Source organism: Candidatus Manganitrophus morganii, assembly GCA_021651055.1.
GTDB classification, from domain to species: Bacteria; Nitrospirota; Nitrospiria; order SBBL01; family Manganitrophaceae; genus Manganitrophus; species Manganitrophus morganii.
Genome location: JAJHOH010000001.1, coordinates 1,772,001 through 1,795,011, shown reverse-complemented (window position 1 = coordinate 1,795,011; position 23,011 = coordinate 1,772,001). Strand labels below are relative to the sequence as shown.

The 23,011-nt window shown below is 61.9% G+C and carries 20 protein-coding genes; 15 read left to right on the top strand and 5 right to left on the bottom strand.

Translation table 11 applies throughout. The annotated features are described in order from the left end of the window. Window positions 1–65 precede the first annotated feature (65 nt). Window positions 66–1,565: a histidine ammonia-lyase gene (gene hutH / locus MCM46_08100; GenBank protein MCG3111769.1), complete on the top strand. Its 1,500-nt coding sequence runs from the start codon at window positions 66–68 to the stop codon at window positions 1,563–1,565. A gap of 145 nt (window positions 1,566–1,710) precedes the next feature. Here the strand turns inward: hutH and MCM46_08095 are convergent, their stop codons facing one another. The 4 genes from MCM46_08095 to MCM46_08080 all read right to left on the bottom strand — a co-directional run bounded on the left by MCM46_08095 (window position 1,711) and on the right by MCM46_08080 (window position 4,404). Next, window positions 1,711–2,046 carry a chaperone modulator CbpM gene (locus MCM46_08095; GenBank protein MCG3111768.1) on the bottom strand — a complete coding sequence of 112 codons (336 nt, stop codon included), beginning with the start codon at window positions 2,044–2,046 and terminating at the stop codon, window positions 1,711–1,713. Further along, entirely contained in the window at window positions 2,046–3,077 is a 1,032-nt protein-coding gene (locus MCM46_08090; GenBank protein MCG3111767.1) for a J domain-containing protein, read from the bottom strand. The genes MCM46_08095 and MCM46_08090 overlap by 1 nt, the downstream gene beginning before the upstream one ends. Before the next feature lie 64 nt (window positions 3,078–3,141). Continuing rightward, window positions 3,142–3,606 carry a hypothetical protein gene (locus MCM46_08085; protein ID MCG3111766.1) on the bottom strand — a complete coding sequence of 155 codons (465 nt, stop codon included), beginning with the start codon at window positions 3,604–3,606 and terminating at the stop codon, window positions 3,142–3,144. Window positions 3,607–3,726: 120 nt separating this feature from the next. Then, on the bottom strand, window positions 3,727–4,404 hold the full coding sequence (locus MCM46_08080; protein MCG3111765.1) for a hypothetical protein: 678 nt from the start codon (window positions 4,402–4,404) through the stop codon (window positions 3,727–3,729). A 152-nt stretch (window positions 4,405–4,556) separates the two neighbouring features. On the opposite strand from MCM46_08080, the gene MCM46_08075 reads away from it, so the two are divergent. The 5 genes from MCM46_08075 (at window position 4,557) to MCM46_08055 (ending at window position 11,618) form a co-directional block, all read left to right on the top strand. Beyond that, complete coding sequence (locus tag MCM46_08075; protein MCG3111764.1) at window positions 4,557–5,039, top strand: adenosine-specific kinase; 483 nt, start codon at window positions 4,557–4,559, stop codon at window positions 5,037–5,039. Window positions 5,040–5,104: 65 nt separating this feature from the next. Further along, window positions 5,105–6,436 (top strand): nicotinate phosphoribosyltransferase, encoded by a 1,332-nt coding sequence (locus tag MCM46_08070; protein MCG3111763.1) that lies wholly within the window; start codon window positions 5,105–5,107, stop codon window positions 6,434–6,436. A gap of 102 nt (window positions 6,437–6,538) precedes the next feature. Next, window positions 6,539–8,296: a hypothetical protein gene (locus tag MCM46_08065; protein MCG3111762.1), complete on the top strand. Its 1,758-nt coding sequence runs from the start codon at window positions 6,539–6,541 to the stop codon at window positions 8,294–8,296. Window positions 8,297–8,552: 256 nt separating this feature from the next. Then, window positions 8,553–9,602, top strand: coding sequence for an SDR family oxidoreductase (locus tag MCM46_08060; GenBank protein MCG3111761.1), 1,050 nt, complete (start codon window positions 8,553–8,555; stop codon window positions 9,600–9,602). Window positions 9,603–9,815: 213 nt separating this feature from the next. Then, a complete protein-coding gene (locus MCM46_08055; GenBank protein ID MCG3111760.1) occupies window positions 9,816–11,618 on the top strand; it encodes an ABC transporter ATP-binding protein/permease in 1,803 nt (600 codons plus the stop codon). On the opposite strand, the gene MCM46_08050 is transcribed toward MCM46_08055, so the two are convergent. Further along, window positions 11,602–12,582 carry a glycosyl hydrolase gene (locus MCM46_08050; protein MCG3111759.1) on the bottom strand — a complete coding sequence of 327 codons (981 nt, stop codon included), beginning with the start codon at window positions 12,580–12,582 and terminating at the stop codon, window positions 11,602–11,604. The genes MCM46_08055 and MCM46_08050 overlap by 17 nt on opposite strands. 491 nt (window positions 12,583–13,073) lie before the next feature. On the opposite strand from MCM46_08050, the gene MCM46_08045 reads away from it, so the two are divergent. From MCM46_08045 to MCM46_08005, 9 genes are read left to right on the top strand one after another with little or no spacing between them, the layout of a single operon-like run. After that, complete coding sequence (locus tag MCM46_08045; protein ID MCG3111758.1) at window positions 13,074–14,192, top strand: NAD-dependent epimerase/dehydratase family protein; 1,119 nt, start codon at window positions 13,074–13,076, stop codon at window positions 14,190–14,192. Beyond that, complete coding sequence (locus tag MCM46_08040; protein MCG3111757.1) at window positions 14,189–15,307, top strand: NAD-dependent epimerase/dehydratase family protein; 1,119 nt, start codon at window positions 14,189–14,191, stop codon at window positions 15,305–15,307. The genes MCM46_08045 and MCM46_08040 overlap by 4 nt, the downstream gene beginning before the upstream one ends. Then, on the top strand, window positions 15,202–16,617 hold the full coding sequence (locus MCM46_08035) for a TIGR04295 family B12-binding domain-containing radical SAM protein (protein MCG3111756.1): 1,416 nt from the start codon (window positions 15,202–15,204) through the stop codon (window positions 16,615–16,617). Before MCM46_08040 ends, MCM46_08035 begins: the two co-directional genes overlap by 106 nt. A gap of 26 nt (window positions 16,618–16,643) precedes the next feature. After that, a complete protein-coding gene (locus MCM46_08030) occupies window positions 16,644–17,780 on the top strand; it encodes a glycosyltransferase family 4 protein (GenBank protein ID MCG3111755.1) in 1,137 nt (378 codons plus the stop codon). Then, window positions 17,750–18,862, top strand: a complete 1,113-nt coding sequence (locus MCM46_08025) for a glycosyltransferase (protein ID MCG3111754.1) — start codon at window positions 17,750–17,752, stop codon at window positions 18,860–18,862. Before MCM46_08030 ends, MCM46_08025 begins: the two co-directional genes overlap by 31 nt. After that, window positions 18,859–19,962 carry a glycosyltransferase gene (locus tag MCM46_08020; GenBank protein MCG3111753.1) on the top strand — a complete coding sequence of 368 codons (1,104 nt, stop codon included), beginning with the start codon at window positions 18,859–18,861 and terminating at the stop codon, window positions 19,960–19,962. Before MCM46_08025 ends, MCM46_08020 begins: the two co-directional genes overlap by 4 nt. Next, a complete protein-coding gene (locus tag MCM46_08015; GenBank protein MCG3111752.1) occupies window positions 19,959–21,083 on the top strand; it encodes a glycosyltransferase in 1,125 nt (374 codons plus the stop codon). The genes MCM46_08020 and MCM46_08015 overlap by 4 nt, the downstream gene beginning before the upstream one ends. Then, window positions 21,080–22,429 carry an inositol-3-phosphate synthase gene (locus tag MCM46_08010; protein MCG3111751.1) on the top strand — a complete coding sequence of 450 codons (1,350 nt, stop codon included), beginning with the start codon at window positions 21,080–21,082 and terminating at the stop codon, window positions 22,427–22,429. The genes MCM46_08015 and MCM46_08010 overlap by 4 nt, the downstream gene beginning before the upstream one ends. Window positions 22,430–22,478: 49 nt before the next feature. Then, window positions 22,479–23,000: a dual specificity protein phosphatase family protein gene (locus MCM46_08005; protein ID MCG3111750.1), complete on the top strand. Its 522-nt coding sequence runs from the start codon at window positions 22,479–22,481 to the stop codon at window positions 22,998–23,000. The last annotated feature ends 11 nt before the right edge of the window (window positions 23,001–23,011 follow it).

Genomic DNA, 23,011 nt, shown 5'->3' with positions numbered 1-23,011 from the left:
TTTTGTAACACCATCCCTTCTTTGAATCGTTGCACTCATCGGGTGATTCCAATATAATGCTCGAAATGCGCCCCCTACATCTTACCGGTCATGATTTAAAACCTTCCGATTTTTATGAGGCCGTCCTGGGGCGAAGAACGGTTCGCCTGGCCCGGGAAGCGATCGCGAAGATGCGCCGCTCCCGCGGCGTGGTCGAGAAGATGCTCTCGGAGCATCGCGTCGTCTATGGGATCACCACCGGCTTCGGGAAACTCGCCGATCAGAAAATTTCGGAGGGGGAGATTCGCCAGCTTCAAGCCAACCTCGTCCGAAGCCACGCCTGCGGCGTCGGCCCTCCTCTTTCCGAGGCGCAGACCCGCGGCATCATCCTTTTGCGGGCCAACGTCCTGGCCGCCGGTCATTCGGGGGTCCGTCCGGTGGTGGTCGAGCGGCTGATCGAGATGCTCAACCGCGCGGTCCATCCGGTGATCCCGAGCCGGGGATCGGTCGGGGCGAGCGGCGACCTGATCCCCCTCGCCCATCTGGCCCAGTTGCTGATCGGGGAGGGAGAGGCTTTCGTAAATGGGAAGCGCCTTCCGGGCCGCCGCGCGCTACGGCAAGCCGGCATCGCGCCGATCATTCTGGAGGCGAAAGAAGGGCTGGCCCTGGTCAATGGGACCCAGGCGGCTCTATCGCTGGGACTTCTCTCGTTGCAGGGGGCGGAGCGGCTGGCGGAGAGCGCCGATGTGGCCGGGGCGATGTCGCTCGAAGCGCTGATGGGAACGCCGACCGCCTTCGACGAGCGGATTCAGCGCCTGCGCCCCTACCCCGGTCAAAAAAATGTCGCCCGAAAGATCCGCGCGCTGCTCGCGCGAAGCGAAATCCGCGCCTCCCACATTGCTTGCAGCCGCGTCCAGGATCCCTACTCTCTTCGCTGTATGCCGCAGGTCCACGGCGCCGTCCGGGACGCGATCGATCATGTCCGGGGGGTGCTGACGATCGAGACCAACAGCATCACCGATAACCCGCTTGTCTTTCCGGAATCGGAATCGATCTTGGCGGGGGGGAATTTTCATGGTCACCCGATCGCCCTGGTCCTCGATCTGCTTGCCATCGCCCTGACCCATTTGGGGGTGATCTCGGAGCGGCGGATCGCGCAGCTCGTCGATCCCGATCTGATCGACCTCCCCCGTTTTCTCACCCGGCGCCCGGGCCTCCACTCCGGATTGATGATGCCGCAGGTCGCCGCCGCGGCGCTCGCTTCCGAGTGCAAACTGCTGGCGCATCCCGCCTCGGTCGATTCCATCCCGACCTCGGCGAATCAGGAGGATTATGTCAGCATGGCGATGGGATCGGCCTTAAAGCTCGACCAGATTGTTTCGAACGTGGAAGCAATCCTTGCGATCGAATTAATTGCGGCGGCGCAGGGAATCGACTTTCATGCGCCGTTGAAGCCGGGGGAAGGGGTGGCAGAAGCGCTTAAACGACTTCGGACAAAGGTTCCACCGCTGGAGGAAGACCGCTCCCTTCAAAAAGAGATCGAAACGGTGGGCCGGATGATCCGGGACGGGGTTTTTTGTCTTTGATCGTAGGGGCGTATTGCAATACGCCCTTATCCCGCCCCTGCAAAAAAACGGCGAAGAAAAAAGAAATTGACGAGGATCAGCGCGACAAAAAGGACGAGGGAAAAAACGAAGTAATATTTCATCCGGTAGCGCCGCCAGAGCTTTTTCACCGCCGCGCCTCCCGCCGCAAGGTGGCGATCTCCCGCTCCATCTCCTCCATCCGTTCCATCAGACCGAGAATAATGTCGATTCCGCCGAGATCGATCTGAAGTTGGGCGCGAAGCCGCTCGATCTTGGCGATGCGGCGAAGGGTCTCCTGCGGAAACAACCGCTCCTCGCCCCGAATCGGCGCAATCAAACCTTCTTCCTGCATCCGGCGGACCGATGTCATCGGAACATGGGTCAACCGCGCGAGCCCCTCGAGCGTGACGTAGCAGATCTCTTCACCCGAATCATCCTTCCGGTAGGTGATCCATTTTTGGATCGATCCCATTCTCCGCATCACGACCGCTTCTCCTTTGCCAGACGCGCGAGTTCCTCGTAAAGGCGCCGTTCTTCCGGCGTCACCTGCGGGGGGACATTGATCTCAAGTTGAACGTAAAGATCCCCCCGTCCTTTCCCTCGAATGGGAAGCCCTTTCCCGCGAAGCCGGAACCGCTTCCCCCTGCGACTTCCCGCCGGGATTTTCAGGTTTCCTTCGCCGTCGAGGGTCTGAATCCGAACCTCGGTTCCCAGAACGGCCTCCCACGGCATCACTTCAATTTCCGTCTCGAGATCATTTTCATTCACAATTTTAAAGCGAGGATGGGGGAGAAGCCGGATGCGGATGAAGAGGTCTCCCGGAGGGGCGCCGTTTTCTCCCGGCTCTCCCTGCCCGGCGAGGCGGACCCGATCCCCGTCCCGCGCCCCGGGGGGGATGTTAACCGTCAGCTCCCTTTCTTCGACGACCCGGCCGGTCCCGCCGCAGCGGGGGCAGGTCTGTTGTCCGACCACCCCGCGGCCGTTGCAGACGGGACAGAGGGCCTGTCCCTGAAGGCGGACCCGCCGCTTCGCCCCGTGGATCGCCTCTTCCAGGGTGAGCTCCATCTCCGATTCGACGTCGCTGCCGCGCCTCGGGCGGGGGGCGCCGGCGCGGCCGAATCCTCTCCCTCTCCGGCGGGCCCCCATCGTGTCGCCGAAGAGCGATTCGAAGAAATCGGAAAAACCGCCGAACTCCTCGAATCCTTCGAATCCCCCCTCGTACCGGAAGGTCCCCTCTCGGGGGCCCGCCCCGGGCGGCGGGGTAAAGTCCATCCCTTCCTGCCACTGCGGTCCGAGGCGGTCGTATTTCTCCCGCTTCTTCGGATCGCCGAGCACCTCGTTGGCCTCATTGAGCTCTTTGAATTTCCGCTCGGCCTCTTCCTTGCCTGGACCGGTCTGGAGGTCGGGATGATATTTCCGCGCGAGCTTTCGATAGGCCTTCTTGATCTCCTCCGCGGAAGCGGTCCGGGGAACGCCCAGGACTTCATAGTAGTCTCGATATTTTACCGCCATCGCAATACCCGATGTTCATTTCTCTTCAAGGAGATTTTAACATCATCGCGAGACGGAAAAAAGGCTATTTTTCTGCGGAATCTTTCGAAAGGGCGCCGGTCAGAGGGATCGGAGCGGGAGAGGCGATCTGCGCCGCCTTCTTCCGAAGGGCGCGGCTGGTCCTCAATCCGAAGAGCATGACCAGGGCGCCCATCACCATATAGATGAAGGCCAGGTAGAAGTGGGCCTTCAGGTCGAGCGGGGAGCGGACGGTTTTGAGGACCAGATAGAGCCGGTAACTCCAGATCATCAGCAGGATCGACCCGGATCGGATCAACGACAAGGCGCCGCGCGGGGTGATCTCCGTTTTGCGCAAGCCGACCCGGAGAATCGACGTGGCGATCCAGAGGGAGAGGAGCGTCACCAAAAGGTGGGGGGCGAAGAAAGGATCTTCGGAACGGGCGGTGAAGAGGGTATAGATCCGGCCAATCCCCACCGCCAAAAGGATGAGACCTGATCCGACCAAGAATTGTTGCACGCGGTTTGACATCGCTCAATCTCTGATTGGGAGGCAGATCATAACACGACTCCCTCCCCGCAGGCAAGCAGATCTGTCCTGAAATGTCGAATGAAAGGGGCGACGCATGTGTCGCCTGGGTGGGGCCGTCTCTTACCGGAAGTGATAACTGATCAGGATTGAAAAGATCGACTGTCTGATTTTGAAGAGGTCTTCCCGTGTCGTCCGGGTGGCTGTCACGCCGAGTTCCGGCGTCTCGCTGACCACCCGTTCAAGGGGCTCTGCCCTGCGATAGGTATAATGAAGGCCGACGCCGAAACCCGACCGGAAGACCTTCTCGATCCCGGCGCCGAACCGATAAGCGACCGAACTCTCCTTGATCGTTGTTTTCCGGCAGGGGGTGGGGCCGATCCCGGGGTCGACAATGCAGATATCGTTCTCACCGGTATTCACGGAAGGATCCAATTCATAGTGAAGGCCAAAGAGCCGATCGGCTCCGATTTCGACAAAGGTCACGAACGATTCGAAGAGGGGCGGGGAGAGCCGGAGGGTGAAGCCGACCGGGGTCATCTCGAGATCGCTTCCGATCGCCAGATTTCGATGATTCGCCGGGACGTTGATCTGTCCGACCCCGATTCCGGCGGCGAGATAGAGGGAGGGGAAGTGGAGGAGGTAGCGCAGATCGACGGCGGGACCTCCGTCCGATGCCGAATCGGGCGCCGTGTACCCCGGCAGAAGTTCAATCGACTGGGGGGGGAAAGCATGGGAGGTTGCAGTGAACGTAAAGAAAAGGATAAATAAAAGGAGAGCGGCCGTTTTTTTTAAGTCCATCAAGAACCCCTACACTTGCAAAAGATGCTGATCATGAATACCATGAAGTCGATCCAAAATATACCATACGAGGTGCGAATCCGCCACGGAACCGGCGGCGACGGCCGATCGTTGATATTCCGAAACAGGTGGCTGCAACGGAGGAGGAGAGGATGGAATTTAAATCGATCAAGATCGACAAACCGGAAGAGATTAATCTGATTCTCGGACAGGCGCACTTCATCAAAACCGTGGACGACCTTCACGAGGCGTTGGCGACGGCGGTGCCGGGGATCCAGTTCGGCCTCGCGTTCTGCGAGGCTTCCGGCCCCTGCCTGATTCGGACGAGCGGGACCGACCCCTCTCTGATCGATCTGGCAACGAAGAATGCCTTTACCCTTTCCGCGGGACATGTTTTCCTCATCCTGCTGCGCGGGGTCTATCCGATTAATGTCTTAAATGCGGTCAAGTCGGTTCAAGAGGTCTGCACGATTTACTGCGCCAGTTCAAACCCAGTGGAGGTGATCGTGGCCGAAACCGAGCAAGGGAGGGGGGTGATGGGGGTGATCGACGGATTTCGGCCGAGAGGGGTCGAGACCGATGCCGATCTGCGGTCCCGCAAAGAATTGCTCCGCCGTGTCGGATACAAGGTGTGAGGCATTCTCACTGTTGTTGTCGTTGAACCCTTACGGCCACCGTCTTCAATGAGGAGTGATATCCAATGCCGTCGAGCGTTCTGTTAACCGATCTTTATCAGCTCACCATGCTCCAAGGGTATTTTGAGGAGGGGATGGCGGAGACGGCGGTCTTCGAATTTTTTGTTCGAAAAAAACCGCCGGAGCGCAACTTTTTCATCGCCGCCGGTCTGGAGCCGCTGCTCCGCTACCTGGAGTCGCTTCAATTCAGCCCGGAAGAATTGGCGTGGCTCGCAAAGACCGGCCGGTTCAGCAATCGGTTCATCGATGATTTGTCCCAGCTTCGGTTTGCCGGGGATGTCGATGCCATGCCGGAGGGGACAGTCTTCTTTCCGAACGAGCCGATCGTCCGGGTGACCGCGCCGCTTCCGCAGGCGCAGCTGATCGAGACCCGCCTGATCAATCTGCTTCACCTTCAAATCCTGATCGCCTCGAAAGCGGCCCGATCGGTCCTGATCGCGCCGGGAAAGCTGTTGATCGATTTCGGACTGCGCCGGGCGCACGGGGCGGAGGCCGGCTTGACGGCGGCGCGCGCCTCTTATCTGGCCGGCTTCGCCGGCTCGTCCAACGTCTTGGCCGAATTTGCCGATGGGGTCCCCTCCTACGGAACGATGGCCCACTCTTTCATTCAAGCCCATGAGGAGGAGACGGAGGCCTTCCTCCGGTTCGCCCAAGGGCAACCGGACAATGTCCTCCTCCTGATCGATACCTATGACACGGAGGCCGCCGCGAAGAAGGTCGTCTCGATCGCGCCGCGGCTGAAGTCGAAGGGAATCGAGATCAAAGGGGTCCGAATTGACAGCGGCGATCTCGCCGATCATGCGAAAAAGGTGCGGCGGATCTTGGACGAGGGGGGATTGCCGACGGCGAAGATCTGGGCCAGCGGCAATCTCGATGAACAGGTCGTGCGCGACCTGCTGGCGTCGGGGGCCCCGATCGACGGCTTCGGCATCGGCTCCCGCCTCGACACCTCGGCCGACGTCCCCTACCTCGACTGCGCCTACAAGCTTCAGGAATATGCGGGGCGGGCGCGCCGGAAGCGGTCGGAGGGAAAAGCCACCTGGCCGGGACGGAAACAGGTCTATCGCCGGAGCGGCCCGGACGGACGAATCGCCGAGGATCTTCTCACGCTGGAGGGTGACCCGCAGGAAGGGGAAGGGCTCCTCCAGCCGATGATGCGCGCGGGCCGGCGTCTCGCCCCGTCTCCCTCCCTTGCCGAAGCGCGCCGGCGCGCCGCCGCCGAACTGGCCCGCCTTCCGGAGCCGCTGCGTCGGCTGGAAGAAGCCCCCCCGTATCGGGTGAAGATTTCCGAGGGGCTCCAGCGGCTGGCCGCCGAAGTCGATGCCCGAAGCGGATAAGGGGGGGCGGTGTCCGCTCTGTCAAGCGGCTTTGCAATGGGAACCGTTCCATCGTCCGCCGAGATCATTGTAGAATGATCCCCAAGGGAGGCGGGGATCGAGATGATCGTCTACGGCGGACAAGAAGAGGTGGTGGATGCCTCCGAACAACTTGCTCAACTTCAAGCGCTTTTCTTCTCTTTGGAAAAAGAAGGATTCCGCGATCATGATCGGATCGTGGAGCTTTTGATCGAGTGGGGGGTCTTCGAGTCGGCCGTCGCCGACGCCCTCTCTCCCGATTTCGATTCGGAGGGTCCCCTTTTACGGCGGCTTCGGCAGGCGAGCCGATTGATCGGACGTCTTTTCTATCGAAGCGCGCGAAGCGCCCGGAGCGCGCAATTTCAGACCGATGACATACCGTCCCGGCTCGGCCGCGCGCTTAAAGACCCGCTTTTCTCCACTCTTCCTCCAAAAATCGCCCAGCGTGTTCCGGAAGGATATGCCTATTACGGCCTCTATCCAGAAACCTATCTGGAGTCGGCGCTTCGATTGGTTCAAGAAGTCGGTCCGCAGCCGGCGGTCTGCATCGGCATCCGGAGCATTGGCACCAGCCTCTCCGCGGTGGTGGCCGCCCCCCTTGAAGCCCACGGTTTTTCGATCTGCTCTTACACGGTCCGGCCGCGCGGGCATCCGTTCGACCGATTCCTCCGCCTCTCTTCCTCTTTTGAAAAAGAGCTTGTTCAGAAGAAGGGGTCTTATTTTCTCATCATCGATGAAGGGCCCGGCCTGAGCGGTTCTTCGATGACCTCCGTCGCGGGAAAGCTTTCCGAACTCGGTGTGGCCGACGACCGAATTTTCTTCTTTCCGAGTTGGGAGCCGGACGGAAGCCGCTTCCGCTCCGAGGCGGCGCGGGGGCGCTGGCCGAGACACCGGAAGATCGCCACTTCCTTCGAGGAGATTTTTCTGAATCGAGAGAAATATTTCTCCTCCCTGCCGCAAGGCCCGTTTGTTGATTTTTCCGGCGGCCGATGGCGCTCTCACGTTTATCAAAATGAATTGAGCTATCCTCCGGTTCAGCCTCAACATGAGCGGCGGAAGTATCTGTCGCTCGAATCAAAAGAGAAACCGCGCCTGCTCAAGTTCGCCGGCCTCGGACGTTATGGCCGATCGAAACGCGAACGCGCGGAGCGATTGGCCGGCGCCGGATGGGGCCCGCCGGTGGTCGGTCTCGCGCACGGCTTTCTCGTGATGGAGTATGTAGAAGGCGCTCCGGTTTCCGGAGGGGAAGCCGATTCCTCGTTGATCGAGACGATGGCGCGTTATCTCGCGTTTCTTAGGGAGACGTTCCCGGCCTCCCGCCGCCGGTCTTTCGATGAGATGATCGAAATGATGCGGATCAATCTCAGCGAAGGGCTGGGAAAAGGATGGGAGGGGGCGTTGGATCGGCTCGGGCGATTTCGAGCCCTCTTTGAAAAGGAGCGGCCGGCGGCGATCGACGGAAGGATGTTCCCACACGAGTGGCTTCAAACTTCCGCGGGATACTTGAAAACCGACGGCGTGGATCATCATGACGATCATTTTTTCCCAGGCGGTCAGGAGATCGCCTGGGATCTCGCCGGCTGTTGTGTCGAGTTCGGCTTCAGTTTCCGCGACGAGGAACGATTTCTCGGCCGGTATCAGGCGCTCGCAAACGACCCGCGTCTCCTCGACCGGCTGCACTTTTATAAAGTGGCCTACCTGGCCTATCGCCTCGGGTACGCGACTCTGGCCGCGGAGGCGCTCGGTCCCGCCCCGGATGCAGCGCGGTTCGAATCTCTCTCTCAGCGTTACAGGGCCGCCCTTCATGGCGAACTCGGTTCCGTTTCCTTGCAAACATTGTGACGGGGAATACCTTTGTGTTGCTCTCTTTCTGATCGGCATCTCTTTTGCTTCTTTAGTGCCTGCATGATCGTCGCCTTGGACGGTGGCGATCAACAAGGGGGCGTCTTCCCTTCATAAAATAATCGAAAAACAGGAGTTCATGAAGAGTGGCAGTGTTCATGCAGTTGCAAACCGACCGATCCCGATGGAAAGGGGCTGCACTTTTTCTGCACTGCCGTGATGAAGAACCGGATGAGAACGAGTAGAGGAGAGTCGTATGCATTCAAGCTTTGATCCAGAGCGAAAGAAAATTTTGGTCACGGGCGGCGCCGGTTTTCTCGGCTCGCATCTTTGCGGGCGGCTCCTCGCGCAGGGGCATCAGATCCTCTGCCTGGACAATTACTTCACAGGGTCAAAGGAGAACATCCGTTCTTTCCTGGATCATCCCCGGTTTGAAGCGATCCGGCACGACATCGTTCATCCGATCGATCTGGAGGTCGATCGGATTTACAATCTTGCCTGCCCCGCTTCGCCGGTCCATTATCAGTTCGACCCGGTCCGCACCGTTCAGGCGAATGTGCTCGGCGTCACCCATATGCTGGAATTGGCGCGACGGACCAAAGCCCGCATCCTCCAAGCCTCCACCTCGGAGGTTTATGGAGACCCCGAAGTCCACCCCCAGCCGGAGTCTTATTGGGGAAACGTCAACCCGATCGGTCCTCGAAGCTGTTATGACGAGGGAAAGCGGGTGGCAGAGACCCTGATGATGGATTACCACCGCCAGTACCGGATCGATATCCGGATCGTCCGGATCTTCAACACCTACGGACCCGCCATGGCCCCCAATGACGGACGGGTGGTGAGCAACTTCATCCTTCAAGCGCTTCAAGGAAATGAGATCACGGTCTACGGAGACGGCGACCAGACCCGCTCCTTCTGCTACGTCGATGATCTGATCGAAGGGATCATCCGGATGATGGAGACGCCGGGGGTGACCGGGCCGGTGAATCTGGGAAATCCGGAGGAGTTTACCGTGCTGGCGCTGGCCGAGAAGGTCATCTCCCTCACCGGGTCCCGCTCCAAGATCGTTCATAAGCCCCTCCCTCAGGATGATCCGACACAGCGCCGCCCCGACATAACCTTGGCGGGGAAACTGCTTTCTTGGGAGCCGAAGATCCCGCTCGAAGAAGGACTCAAGAAGACAATCGCCTATTTTGAAGAATATGTCTTTTCGAAAAAGACCCTTCCGATTCGAGCGGCCGGAACGAAACAAAACGGCCATGCGGCCTCACGCCTGCCGACCGGCGCGCTGCGCCGGGCCGGCTAAGCACCGCCTGATCTCCTCCCTCGCCAAAGACATCTAACCCCTCACATCCGGTGACCTTTGCATCGCCCTTCGGGTGCAAAGGTCCCTTTTTATCTCCTTTTCCCCGCCGAAACTAAGGCCGATTCCCAATTGCAGCCGCCGGTCGATCTGGTAGCCTATTCCCTTTGAACTTCCGGGAGACGGATGATTTTAAGGGAGTAGAGGATCGATTTCATGAGAGATCAAACAACAAATCCGGAGTGGCTTTCGCAAGGACGGCGGGCGCTGATCTTTATCCGCCCTTTCCGCGGCGTCGTATTCGTGATCCTCGGATTGACGCTGGGAGGGGCGGCGCTGAGCGCGGTGGAGCCGCTGGTTCTCAAATATCTCTTCGACGAGCTCGGCGGCGGGGGGACCTTCCAGACGGTGGGGCTCGCCGTCGGCGGGCTGCTGGCGCTGGGGCTCGGCCATGAAGCGATCCTCGCCCTCTCCAGCTGGCTCACCTGGCGCGTCCGGCTCGGGGTCCACTACGGGCTGCTGGAAGCGACGGTCGACCGCCTCCATTCGCTCCCCCTGGCCTTCCACAAAGAAGAAAGCGTCGGCGGGATCATGACCAAGCTCGACCGGGGAATCCAGGGGTTTCTCCAAGCGCTCAGCGAAATCGCTTTTAATGTCCTGCCGGCGCTGGTCTATCTCGCCCTTTCTTTTGTTCTGATGCTCCGGCTCGACGGGCGACTTTCGTGGGTCGTGCTCGCCTTCACCCCGCTCCCGGCGTTGATCGGCGCCTGGGCGGCCGAGCCGCAGACCCGGCGGGAGCGGACGCTGCTCGACCGCTGGGCCAAGATCTACTCGCGCTTCAATGAAGTCCTCTCCGGCATCATGACCGTGAAGAGCTTTGCGATGGAAGATGAGGAGAAGCGACGTTTCCTGAGCGGCGTCCGTGAAGCGAACGCGGTGGTGGCGCGCGGGGTCGGTTTTGATTCCGGCGTCGGCGCGGCGAAGAACGGGATCGTCATGCTGGCCCGGATCGCGGCGATCGCCTTCGGCGGCGTTCTGATTCTCCGGGGCGAAATGACCCTCGGTACACTCGTCGCCTTTCTCGGCTACGTCGGCGGCCTCTTCGGACCGGTCCAGGGTCTCACCGGGATTTACCAAACCCTCCGGCGCGCTTCGGTCTCTCTCCAGACGATCTACGCGATTCTCGACGCGCAGGACCGGCTGGCCGATCCGCCGAACGCGCGGGAAGTCGAATCGCTCCGCGGGGAGGTCCTCTTCTCCGGTGTCGGCTTTGCCTACAATGAAAAAAAACCGATCGTTCGCCGGATCGACCTCTATGTCCGGCCGGGCGAGATGGTCGCCCTCGTCGGCCCGAGCGGCGCCGGCAAGACGACCCTCATGGCGCTGCTCCAGCGGCTCTACGACCCGACCGCCGGCGCGATCCTCGTCGACGGGGCCGATCTGCGGACCCTCAAGCAGCGATCGCTCCGGCGGCAGATCGGCGTGGTCCTTCAGGAGGCGCTGCTCTTCAACGATTCGGTCCGAAACAACATCGCCTACGGCAAACCGGGCGCCTCGCAGCGCGAGATCATCGAAGCGGCCCAGGCGGCCTATGCCCACGAATTCATCGCGCGTCTTCCGGAAGGATATGAGACCCTGGTGGGGGAGCGGGGAGGCCGGTTCTCGGCGGGAGAGCGGCAGCGGATCGCGATCGCGCGCGCGCTGCTGAAGAATCCTCCGATCCTCATTTTGGATGAAGCGACCTCGGCGCTCGATGCGGAGTCGGAGGCGCTGGTTCAAGAAGCGCTGGCGCGGCTGGTCAAAGGACGGACCACCTTCGTCATCGCCCACCGCCTCTCTACCGTTGTCGGCGCCGATCGAATCTTGGTGCTCAAGGAGGGGGAGATCATCGAGAGCGGCGATCACGAAGCCCTGATGAAGGCTGACGGCTATTACGCCTCTCTCGTCCGGCGGCAGACGCAGGGGCTTCTCGCAAGCGCCTCTTCCACCCCGCTGGCCTCTCTCAACGATCCGATCTGACCGGGGCGATGCCGTCCCCCTCGGGCTTCATCGGATCGAGAATCCGCCGCGGCATGTCGGTCTCCTTTTTCTCACCGAGGACATACCGCCGCACCACCCACTCGGCGAATCCGGCAAACTCCTCCGGCACCAAGGGAGGACTCGTGTAATGCGGGAGGCGCCCCCGCGAGGGGGGGGTGAAGCAGAGGGTAAGGGTCAGGTCGAATTCGGCGAGTTGCGCCATTTGATGATCGAACCAGTCGACGGCGCCGGGCCGGTGCCAATCGGCCCAGCTCAACCCGGTCCGGAGTTTTTTCACCCCCATCCGCCGCAGCCAGGCGACCGCCGATTCAAGGCGGTGATCCTGAAAGTGAAACCACTGGCAGATCCCCATCTCGGGGTTGAAACAATCGAGCGCCGGTTTCGGCGTGCCGTCGTCCCGAACCAATCCCATATAGAAATGCCGGTAATATGAACTTCCCTCGCTCTCTTTGTGGCGGGTCGTCGCCTCCCAGGCCGGGGGGAGATCGAGAAGGCTGTACCAGAAGAGCCGCTCGACCCGCCCCAATAAAAGCGCCGTCGTCCGCTGCAATCCAAAGCGTTGAACTTCATCCGCCCCGAAGGTGGAGACCCCCACCTCGGTGACCCAAACCGGAAGGTCGGTCACCTTCTCGATCGCTTCGATCTTCTTCGGCCACTCTTCGAGTTGCCAGTGATTCCAGTCGAGCGGAAAGCCGTGGACCGCCACCACGTCGACCGATGCCAGCAAGCCGTGCCGGCCGAGAAGGGCGATGAAGCTCGGATCGATCGGCGAGATCCCTCCCAGCACCCGGCGTAAGGAAGGGCAGAGGGCGCGCACCCGCTCCGCCGCCGACCGGGTCATCCGCACGTACTCTTTCCACTCCGGATCGATCGTAAAATCCCAATGAGAAAGATTGTTCGGCTCATTCCAGAACTTGATCGCTTCGATCATCGGTACGCTCACGCCTGTCCTGCTGCGGTAGAGAATGCAAATCCGACGCCGCTCCTCTTCCATCCGGAAGGAGCACTATTTTTCCGCTGAAAGAATTTTTCCGAGGTGAAGGGTCTGTTGAACTCTCTGCAAATCTTTTTCGAATGTTGTGGCAATGTAAGCGGGATTGCAGAGACGGTGGAAGCGGGGCGGCGATACATGACCTCGCGCCATGACAAAATAAATTGTGAGGAGAGCCATTCGATTCTCGGTAGAGGAAGAGGCGTTTTGAACTTCATCTCTGATTACGGAGGGATCGATTTCGTGTTGCGGCGCTTCTTCGTGTAGTGCGCCTCACATCCTTCTTGTGGACATCCTGTTAATCTTTCTGTTGATAACCTTTCGGTCTTTCTCTGTTCCATGCCGTGGTGTCGGCGTGAAGGTTCGGGGCATATCTCTTGCTTTTAGTTTTGCGCAACTCGCAAGTTGGATGAACCCATTTTTAAGAAGGTAAGGAGTCCTACATGAAGAAGCAGATTCTCATCAGCGGCGGCGCGGGTTTCATCGGCTCTCATCTGGCCGATGAACTCCTCGCGCACGGCTATCGCGTCCGCGCCCTCGACAATCTTTCGGAGCAGGTCCACGGCCCCCGCGCGGGGCGGCCCGATTATCTACATCCCGATGTGGAATTGATCGTGGGAGACGTTCGCGACCGGACGGCGGTCCGGCGCGCCTTGGAAGGGGTCGATGCCGTCTACCATTTTGCGGCGGCGGTCGGCGTCGGCCAAAGCATGTACGAGATCGCGCGTTACACCGAGGTGAACAACCTCGGCACCGCCGTCCTCCTGGAAGCGTTGATTGAGCGGCCGGTGGAGCGGCTGATCGTGGCATCGAGCATGAGCTTGTACGGCGAGGGGCTCTACCGGGCGGCCGACGGTCGCCTGATGCCCGAGTCGGAACGGAGTCTGCTGCAACTCAAGGCCTCCGAATGGGAGGTCCGGAATGCCGAAGGAGAAATCCTCGATCCGATCCCCACGCCGGAGACGAAGCCGCCTTGTCTCTCTTCGGTTTATGCCCTCTCCAAATACGATCAAGAGCGGATCTGTCTGATGATCGGGCGCGCCTATCATTTCCCGGCGGTCGCGCTCCGCTTCTTCAATGTCTTCGGGACCCGGCAGGCCCTCTCCAATCCTTATACCGGCGTCTTGGCGATTTTCGCCAGCCGTTTGCTGAACGGCAATCGGCCGTTGATTTTTGAGGACGGCCTCCAGCGGCGCGATTTCGTCAGCGTCTATGATGTGGCGCGCGCCTGCCGGCTGGCCTTGGAAGTGCCGGAGGCGGCCGGGGAGGCGTTGAACATCGGAAGCGGCCGCTCTTATACGATTCGGGAGGTGGCCGACCGGATGGCGGCGGCGCTCGGAAAAGAGGGGATTCAGCCTGAGATCACCGGACAATACCGGGCCGGTGATATCCGGCACTGCTTCGCCGATATCACCCGCGCCCGAAAGGTCCTCGGGTACGAGCCTCGCGTCACATTGGAGGAAGGGTTGGTCGAGTTGGCGTCATGGTTGAAGGGGCAGGTGGCGATCGATCGTGTGTCGGATGCCCGCGCGGAACTCGCTGCCCGGGGATTGACGCGATGATCAACGGAAAAAAGGAACGACCCGTATTGATTACGGGAGGGGCCGGCTTCATCGGGACGAACCTCGCGCACCGCCTTCTTCAGGCGGGACGCCCGGTTTTGATTTTCGACAATCTCTCGCGCGCCGGGGTGGAGCAGAACCTGCGTTGGCTGCGCGAGCGGCACGGAAGCCGCCTGCAGGTGACGGTGGCCGACGTGCGCAACGTATTTGCGCTGCAGCGGGCCGTCCGGCAGGCCGCCTCCGTTTTTCATTTCGCCGCGCAGGTGGCGGTCACGACGAGCCTTACCGAGCCGATCGACGATTTCGAGGTCAACGCGCGCGGGACGCTGAATCTGCTCGAAGCGATCCGCGTCTTGGAGACCCCTCCCCCCCTCCTCTTCACCTCGACAAATAAAGTCTACGGCGAGTTGGAGAATCTCCCCCTTCGGCAGGGGATCAAACGTTACGAGCCGGAAGCGCCGGAGATCCGGACCTACGGCATCGGCGAATCCCGGCCGCTCGAATTTCACAGCCCTTACGGCTGCTCGAAAGGGGCAGCCGATCAATACGTCCTCGACTACGCGCGCACGTACGGCATCCCCGCGGCGGTCTTCCGGATGAGCTGTATCTACGGTCCGCATCAGTTCGGGACCGAAGATCAGGGATGGGTCGCCCATTTCATGATCCGCGCGATGGAGAGCCGGCCGATCACCCTCTTCGGCGACGGCCGGCAGGTTCGAGACGTTCTTTATGTCGAAGATCTGATCGATGCGTTCCTCCTCGCCCAAGGGCGGATCGACTCCCTCTCGGGAAAGGCGTTTAATATCGGCGGCGGGCCGTCGAACACGACCAGTCTCTTGGAGTTGATCCATCTGATCGAAACCATCGGAGAGGGGCCGCTGACGACGCATTTCGAGCCGTGGCGGCTCGCCGATCAGCGCTACTATGTTTCGGACACCCGCCGATTTCAAGCGGCGACCGACTGGTCGCCCCGGGTCGGCGTTGAGAAAGGGGTTCGGTTGCTCTACGAATGGCTGCGGGAGGCCCGCTCCGAAAAGCCGGCGCTTCGCGGGGCCCGCGCGCGCAGCGCGTCGCAGGTACGGAGCGGACGCGCCGCCGGAAAGGGGGCGGCATGAAGGTCGCGCTGGTCAATCCCCATTGGACCTTCGACGGAAGCATCTACTTCGGCTGCCGCGAGGTCCATCTCCCGTTGGAATACGGCTACGCCAAGGCCTTGCTGGAGGAAGAGGGCGCGGAGGTCCTCCTCATCGACGGCTTGGCGGAGGGGCTTTCGCGGGAAGAGATCCGCGCCCGCGTGGCGGCCTTCGCCCCTGATTTTTCCGTGATCACCACCGCGCCGAGCTATCTCTTCTGGCGCTGCGCGCCGCCGGAGCTGCGGATCCCGCTCGAAACGGTTTCCGATCTGCGGCCGGCCGGCGGAACATTAATCGCCGTCGGCCCGCACGGCTCGACAACCCCGACCATCACCTTGAAGAAGCTCGGGGTCGACGCCGTGATCCTCGGCGAAGCGGAGGAGATCTTGCCGATTCTCATCCGGAAACCGATCGGGGCGTGGGACGAGGTCCCGTCGGTCTGCTACCGCGCGGGAGACCAGATCCGCGTCCAGGGGGGGCCGCATGCCTGCGACATGGCCGCCCTGCCGCCGCTCCGCTGGTCGCGCGAGAGCCTCGCCCGGCATCCGCACCATCACCATCGGTTCGAGGCCCCCCCCGACGGCCCCGGCGCCGAGATGGAGACCTCGCGCGGCTGCCCCTATCACTGCACCTTCTGCGCGAAGGAGAACTTCCGGGACGACTATCGCAAGCGCCCCCTGCCGGTCATCTTGGAAGAACTCGACGGCCTCATCGACGCGGGGGCGACCTATCTCTACTTCATCGACGAGATCTTCCTCCCGAGCAAGCCGCTTCTGGAGGGGATCGCGGAGCGGGGGATTCGCTTCGGCGTCCAGACCCGGATCGATCTCTGGAGCCCGCCGATGCTGGCGCTCCTCGGCCGGGCCGGCTGCGTGTCGATCGAAGCGGGGGTCGAAAGCATCAGCCCGGAGGGGAGAAAGTGGCTCGATAAACCGAGCCGGCTCTCCACCGACGAAATCGTCGCGCGTCTGATCGATGCCAAGCGGCAGGTCCCCTTTGTCCAGGCGAACCTCCTCGAAGCCCACATGGACGATCCGGCGGCGATCGAAGCGTGGCGGGAGCGTCTGGCGAAAGAGGGGGTCTGGGCGAACAAGCCGGTTCCGCTCTTTCCCTACCCCGGCTCCCCCGACTACGTCCGCAAATGGGGCCTCCCAGACGAGCAAGCGTGGGAGCGGGCGCACGCGCACTATCTTCGAGAGTACGAAGCATTCAGCGATATTCAGGAACAACGGCCCATTCCGTTACAGATGCTGGAATCGAATACAGGAGAACGCGGAAGACGGTCGGCTTGACTCCCCCCTTCCGTCTTTTGATCTTTATGGCGATTCATCATGAAAAAGCGCCCCGCCGCATTTTGATGACGGCCGACACCGTCGGCGGGGTCTGGACCTATGCGCTGGAGCTGGCTCGCGCCCTCGGCCGGCACGGCGTGGCGGTATCCCTTGCGACGATGGGGGCGCCGATTCGACCGGAGCAGCGGGCCGAAGCCGAAGCGATGCCGAATCTCACGCTTTATCCGAGCGCGTTCAAGCTGGAGTGGATGGAGTCGCCGTGGGAGGAGGTCGCCCGGGCGGGCGAATGGCTGCTCGATTTGGAGGGGCAAATTCATCCCGATCTGATCCATCTCAACGGCTACGCGCACGGGGCGCTTCCTTGGAAAGCGCCGGTCCTGGTCGCCGGGCATTCCTGTGTCCTCTCCTGGTGGCGGAGTGTGAAGGGAGAGGAGGCGCCCGCCGCCTGGGACCGCTACCGTGAAGCGGTTTCACGAGGGCTGCAGAAGGCCGATTGTGTCGTTGCGCCGACCGGGGCGATGCTCGCCGAGCTCCGGAAATATTACGGTCCGCTGCAGAGAGACCGGGTGATCCCCAACGGACGAGAGGCCTCGTTCTTTACGGCGCATCCGAAGGAGCCTTTGATCTTCACCGCGGGGCGGCTCTGGGATGAGGCGAAGAATGTCGCCCTGCTCGACCGGATCGCACACGATCTCTCTTGGCCGGTTTTTGTCGCGGGAGAGTCGCGTTATCCCGATGGGAAGGAAGTCGCGTTCAACGCCCTCCGACCGCTCGGCCGGCTCTCCGCGGCCGCACTCGCCGGCTGGCTTTCGCGGGCGGCAATTTATGTCCTCCCGGCCCGGTATGAACCGTTCGGTCTCGCCCCCCTCGAAGCGGCATTATCGGGCTGCGCGCTCGTTCTCGGCGATCCGCCGAGTCTTCGGGAGGTCTGGGGAGAGGCGGCGCTGTTCGTCCCTCCCGATGATCCGGAGGCGCTCCGGGCCGTCCTCCAGCGATTGATCGACGATCCTCTTCTGCGGGAGTCGATCGCCTGCCGGGCCCGCGCCCAGGCCGACTGCTATACGTCCGACCGGATGGCGGCGGGGTATCTCATGCTGTATCAAAAGATGATAAACGAACAGGAGGCATTTACGTGCGGATCGTCCTCTTCTATCACTCATTGATCTCGGATTGGAACCACGGTAACGCCCATTTCTTGCGCGGGGTGGCGAGCGAGCTGATCGCGCGCGGCCACGAACTTCGCATCTTCGAGCCGCGCGACGGGTGGAGCCTCCGCAGCCTCCTCGCGGAGCAGGGGCCCGCGGCGATCGACCGCTTTCAGCGGGCCTACCCGGGGCTGCGAAGCACTTTTTACGATCCGGCCGCAATCGATCTCGATGAAGCGCTCGACGGGGCCGACCTCGTCGTGGTCCACGAATGGAATCCCCCCGATCTGGTCGGGCGGATCGGACAACATCGCGCCCGCAGCAGAGGCTACCGGCTTCTCTTCCACGACACCCATCATCGAAGCGTCACCGCGCCGGAAGAGATGGCCCGGTACGATCTTGCCCATTACGACGGCGTCCTCGCCTACGGGCGGGTGATCCGCGATCTCTATCTTTCCCGCGGCTGGGCGGCTGCCGCCTGGACCTGGCATGAGGCGGCCGACACCCGCCTCTTTCGCCCAATCGAAGGGAAGCGGGAGGGGGATCTTGTCTGGATCGGCAACTGGGGAGACAACGAGCGGACCGAGGAGCTACACACCTTCCTTTTGGAGCCGGTCAAAGCGCTCGGTCTCAATGCGCGTGTCCACGGGGTCCGCTACCCCGAAGAAGGCCGCCGCGCCCTCGTCGAGGCCGGGATCGGCTATGCCGGATGGCTTCCGAACGATGAAGTGCCGGAGGTCTTCGCCCGCTTCCGGGTGACGGTCCATATCCCGCGGCGGCCGTATGTTCGGGCTCTTCCCGGCATCCCGACCATCCGCCCCTTCGAGGCGCTCGCCTGCGGCATCCCGATGATCTCGACCCCCTGGGACGACCGGGAGGTGCTGTTCGCCCCCGGCGCCGACTTCCTCGTCGCCCGGACGGGGGAGGAGATGAAGCGGCATTTGAAAATGCTCCTCAACGATCGGTCCTCTGCGGAAGCGCTGGCCGCCCACGGCCGTGTAACGATCCTGGCACGGCATACCTGCGCCCATCGAGTCGATCAGCTCCTCACGATTTTTGCGAGTCTGAATCTACCCGAAGAAAAGGAGGTTCCCGCATGAACCGGCGGCCCCGGATCGCCTTTTTCGGATCGAGCCTTGTCTCCGCTTATTGGAACGGGGCGGCGACCTACTATCGCGGCATCATCCGCGCCCTGCACCGGCGGGGCTACCAGATCACTTTTTATGAGCCGGACGCCTACGGCCGGCAGGCGCATCGGGACATCCCCGATCCACCGTGGGCCGAGGTGGTCGTCTATCCCAACCAGGAGGCGGCCGTGGCGAAGGCGCTGGCGCAGGCGCGCGGCGCCGATCTGATCGTCAAAGCGAGCGGCGTCGGGGTCTTCGATGAACTTCTGGAGTCGGCCGTGCTTGAAATGCGCGGGCCCGGGACAGAAGTGATCTTCTGGGACGTCGATGCCGCCGCCACCCTCGATCGGGTCGGGAAAGATCCCGCCGATCCATTCCGATCGCTCATCCCCCATTATGATCTGATCTTGACCTACGGCGGCGGCGATCCGGTGGTGCGGGCCTATCGGTCGCTCGGGGCGCGGGCCTGTGTGCCGGTCTACAATGCGCTCGATCCGGAGACGCATCATCCGGTCCCTCCCGATCCGAGGTTCGAAGGGGAGCTCGCCTTTCTCGGAAACCGCCTTCCCGACCGGGAGGCGCGGGTCGAAGCGTTTTTCCTCAAAGCGGCCGAGGCCCTCCCCGCCGCCCGGTTTCTCCTGGCGGGGAGCGGATGGGGGGACAAGGGAATGCCGCCGAATGTTCACGCCGTCGGCCATCTCTACACGCGGGATCACAACGCTTTTAACTGCACCCCGCGGGCGGTCCTGAACATCACCCGGGAGAGCATGGCGCGCAACGGTTTCTCTCCGGCGACCCGGGTCTTCGAGGCGGCGGGGGCGGCGGCCTGTCTGATCACCGACGCCTGGGAAGGGATTGAACTTTTCCTCAATCCGGGAGAGGAAGTTCTCGTCGCGCGGGATGGGTTGGAGGTAGCCGAGCAGCTTCGAGCGCTCACCGCCGAGCGCGCCCGCGGCATCGGAGAAGCGGCGCGGCGGCGAATTTTGGCGGAGCATACCTACGCCCATCGGGCGGCGCAGCTGGAGGCGCTGCTCGAAGGGAGGGAAACGGTCCAGACGGGGGGGATGTCATGAGCGGATCAAGGATGTCGATCGTGATCTTCGGCCTGTCGATTACCTCCTCCTGGGGGAACGGACATGCCACCACTTACCGGAGTCTGGTCCGGGGGCTCCGCGCGCGGGGCCATGATTTCACTTTCTTCGAACGAAATGTCCCCTGGTATGCCGAAAACCGCGATCTCCCGCGTCCGCGCCATGGGAGGTTCGAACTGTATGAGAATCTGGAGGAGCTGAAAGAGCGTTTCACCGAACAGGTCGAAGAGGCCGATCTGGTGATCGTCGGATCGTACGTTCCGCAGGGGATTGCGATCGGGGAGTGGGTGACCTCCACCGCGCGGGGGGTGACGGCGTTTTACGATATCGACACCCCGGTGACCCTCGCGAAGCTCGATCGCGGCGAAATCGACTACCTCTCCAAGGCGCTGATCCCGCGGTATCACCTCTATCTTTCCTTCACCGGCGGTCCGATTTTAAAACGTCTGGAGCGGGAGTACCGATCGCCGATGGCCCGGCCGTTGTACTGCTCGGTCGATCCCGATCTTTACTACCCGGAGGAGGCCGAGCCGACCTGGTCGCTCGGCTACATGGGGACCTACAGCCTCGACCGGCAGGAGACGCTCGATCGTCTATTGATCGAGCCGGCGCGGCGATGGGGCGAGGGATCGTTCGTCGTCGCCGGCTCCAAATATCCCGAAAGCCTCTCCTGGCCTTCTAATGTCGACCGGATCGAGCATCTGCCGCCGTCGCGCCACCGCGTCTTTTACAATGCGCAGCGATTTACACTGAATGTGACCCGGGCCGACATGATCCGGGCCGGCTATTCGCCGAGCGTCCGTCTCTTCGAGGCGGCCGCTTGCGCGACGCCGATCATCAGCGATCACTGGCCGGGGCTGGAGACTTTTTTCAAGCCGGGGGAGGAGATTCTTCTCTCCCGCTCCCCCGAAGAGACCCTCCGCACTCTGCGCGAGATCCCCGAAGAGGCGCGGCGCGCCATTGGCCTGCGGGCCTGCGACCGGGTGCTGGCGGAGCATACCGCCGTTCAACGGGCGGCGGAATTGGAACGGTATGCCTGCGAGATTTTAAATCGCCGCCGGCCGGAGCCGGAGGCGACCACTTTGGGTAGGGTTGCATCATGAAGCGTGTGAAACGGGAAGAAAAAGGAGGGGGTCGCGCCATCGCCCCCGCCTCCGGAAAACTCGGTGTTTTGATTCCGGGGGTCGGCGGCGCGGTCTCGACGACGCTGATCGCGGGGGTCCACCTGATCAACAAAGGGCTGGCGAAACCGGTCGGCTCGCTGACGCAGATGGAGCGGGTCCGGCTGGGGAAGCGCTCCCGGCCCCGCTGGAAAGGGATCAAGGAGCTCGTCCCGCTCGCCCCCCTGACCGATCTGGTCTTCGGCGGATGGGATATCTTCCCCGACGACGGCCATGAAGCGGCGATCAAGGCGGGGGTCCTCCCGGCGGAGCAGTTGAATGCGGTGCGGGAAGAGCTCCGGTCGGTCCGGCCCCTTCCCGCCGTCTTCGATCCGAAGTTCCTCCGGAATTTGCGCGGCCCCCATGTCAAACAGGGGCGGCGGAAAATCGATCTTGCCGAGGCGTTGATGAAAGAGATGGAGGAGTTCAAGACGGCGAACGACCTCTCCCGTCTCGTCATGGTCTGGTGCGGATCGACCGAGATTTATCAGGAACAGAAAGAAGTTCACCGGACGATCGAAGCGTTTGAGAAGGGATTGAAAGAGAACGATCCCGACATCTCCCCCTCGATGATCTATGCCTATGCGGCGATCCGGCTCGGCATCCCTTATGTGAACGGGGCGCCGAATACCTCGGTGGAAATTCCGGCGCTCGCCGAGACGGCCCGGGCGCGGATGGTCCCGATCGCGGGGAAAGATTTCAAGACCGGCCAAACCTTGATGAAGACGATCCTGGCGCCGGGCCTGCGGGCGCGGATGCTCGGGGTGCGCGGGTGGTTTTCGACGAACATCCTCGGCAACCGGGACGGCGAGGTCCTCGACGATCCCGGCTCTTTCCATGCCAAGGAGGTGACGAAATCGTCGGTCTTGAGCTCCATCCTCGATTCCGGCCTCTACCCCGAGCTCTACAACGCGCTCTACCACAAGGTGCGGATCGAATATTATCCCCCGCGCGGCGACGCCAAAGAGGGATGGGACAACATCGACATCTTCGGCTGGATGGGGCAGCCGATGCAGATCAAGATCAACTTCCTCTGCCGCGATTCGATCCTGGCGGCGCCGGTGGTCCTCGATCTGATTCTTTTCATGGATCTCGCCCGGCGGGCGAAGCTCAAAGGGACGCAGGAGTGGCTCTCGTTTTATTTCAAAGCGCCGATGGCGCGGCCCGATCTCGCCCCGATGCATGACCTCTTCGTCCAGCATCTCAAGCTGACCAACACGCTGCGGATTCTGGCCGGCGAAGAGGTGCTGCATCATTCGGGGCTCGATTATTATGAGGAAGCGGCTTGAGGGCAATTAGGAATGAGGAATTACGAATTACGAATGGAAGGCAAGAAGAATGGAATTTCAATTCTGTTGGGTCGATGATGAGAAGACGTTGGCGCTGGGGTGTTATCCGACCGATGCCGATCTTCGGGTGTTGTTCCGGGAGGGGATCAATGCCGTCCTCAGCCTTCAGGAACACCTGATTGAAGGGGAGCCGGCCATGATGTGCCTTCAAGGGGTGCGCCGCCTCGCCTGGGCGAACGTCCCGATTCAGGATGGCGGGGAGGGGGGGTGGGACGGGGTTCCGACCGTCGAGGGATTAGCGGCGGCGGTGGAACAGATCGGGCGCTGGCATCAAGAGGGACGCCGCGTCTATCTGCATTGCCGGCAGGGGATCGGCCGGGCGCCGACGGTCGCGATCGCCTATCTGATCCTGGCGCGGGGATTTCACATCGCTCCCGCCGTCGCGCGGGTCGTCGAGCGACATCCGGGAAGCGATCCGAGCGTTTATCAGTTCGGTGTTCTGACCGAATACGTGCGGCAACGTTATGAGGCGGGCCGGCCGGTCCCGATCAGATCGAACCGATCTCTTTGACCTTCGCGCCG

Coding starts and splice junctions, on each gene's coding strand:
- MCM46_08065 (MCG3111762.1), top strand. CDS start 6,539: ATGATCGTCTACGGCGGACAAGAAGAGGTGGTGGATGCCTCCGAACAA.
- MCM46_08075 (MCG3111764.1), top strand. CDS start 4,557: ATGGAATTTAAATCGATCAAGATCGACAAACCGGAAGAGATTAATCTG.
- MCM46_08060 (MCG3111761.1), top strand. CDS start 8,553: ATGCATTCAAGCTTTGATCCAGAGCGAAAGAAAATTTTGGTCACGGGC.
- MCM46_08095 (MCG3111768.1), bottom strand. CDS start 2,046: ATGCGGAGAATGGGATCGATCCAAAAATGGATCACCTACCGGAAGGAT.
- MCM46_08070 (MCG3111763.1), top strand. CDS start 5,105: ATGCCGTCGAGCGTTCTGTTAACCGATCTTTATCAGCTCACCATGCTC.
- MCM46_08045 (MCG3111758.1), top strand. CDS start 13,074: ATGAAGAAGCAGATTCTCATCAGCGGCGGCGCGGGTTTCATCGGCTCT.
- MCM46_08040 (MCG3111757.1), top strand. CDS start 14,189: ATGATCAACGGAAAAAAGGAACGACCCGTATTGATTACGGGAGGGGCC.
- MCM46_08090 (MCG3111767.1), bottom strand. CDS start 3,077: ATGGCGGTAAAATATCGAGACTACTATGAAGTCCTGGGCGTTCCCCGG.
- MCM46_08010 (MCG3111751.1), top strand. CDS start 21,080: ATGAAGCGTGTGAAACGGGAAGAAAAAGGAGGGGGTCGCGCCATCGCC.
- MCM46_08030 (MCG3111755.1), top strand. CDS start 16,644: ATGGCGATTCATCATGAAAAAGCGCCCCGCCGCATTTTGATGACGGCC.
- MCM46_08085 (MCG3111766.1), bottom strand. CDS start 3,606: ATGTCAAACCGCGTGCAACAATTCTTGGTCGGATCAGGTCTCATCCTT.
- MCM46_08015 (MCG3111752.1), top strand. CDS start 19,959: ATGAGCGGATCAAGGATGTCGATCGTGATCTTCGGCCTGTCGATTACC.
- MCM46_08020 (MCG3111753.1), top strand. CDS start 18,859: ATGAACCGGCGGCCCCGGATCGCCTTTTTCGGATCGAGCCTTGTCTCC.
- MCM46_08035 (MCG3111756.1), top strand. CDS start 15,202: ATGGCTGCGGGAGGCCCGCTCCGAAAAGCCGGCGCTTCGCGGGGCCCG.
- MCM46_08080 (MCG3111765.1), bottom strand. CDS start 4,404: ATGGACTTAAAAAAAACGGCCGCTCTCCTTTTATTTATCCTTTTCTTT.
- MCM46_08005 (MCG3111750.1), top strand. CDS start 22,479: ATGGAATTTCAATTCTGTTGGGTCGATGATGAGAAGACGTTGGCGCTG.
- hutH (MCG3111769.1), top strand. CDS start 66: ATGCGCCCCCTACATCTTACCGGTCATGATTTAAAACCTTCCGATTTT.
- MCM46_08055 (MCG3111760.1), top strand. CDS start 9,816: ATGAGAGATCAAACAACAAATCCGGAGTGGCTTTCGCAAGGACGGCGG.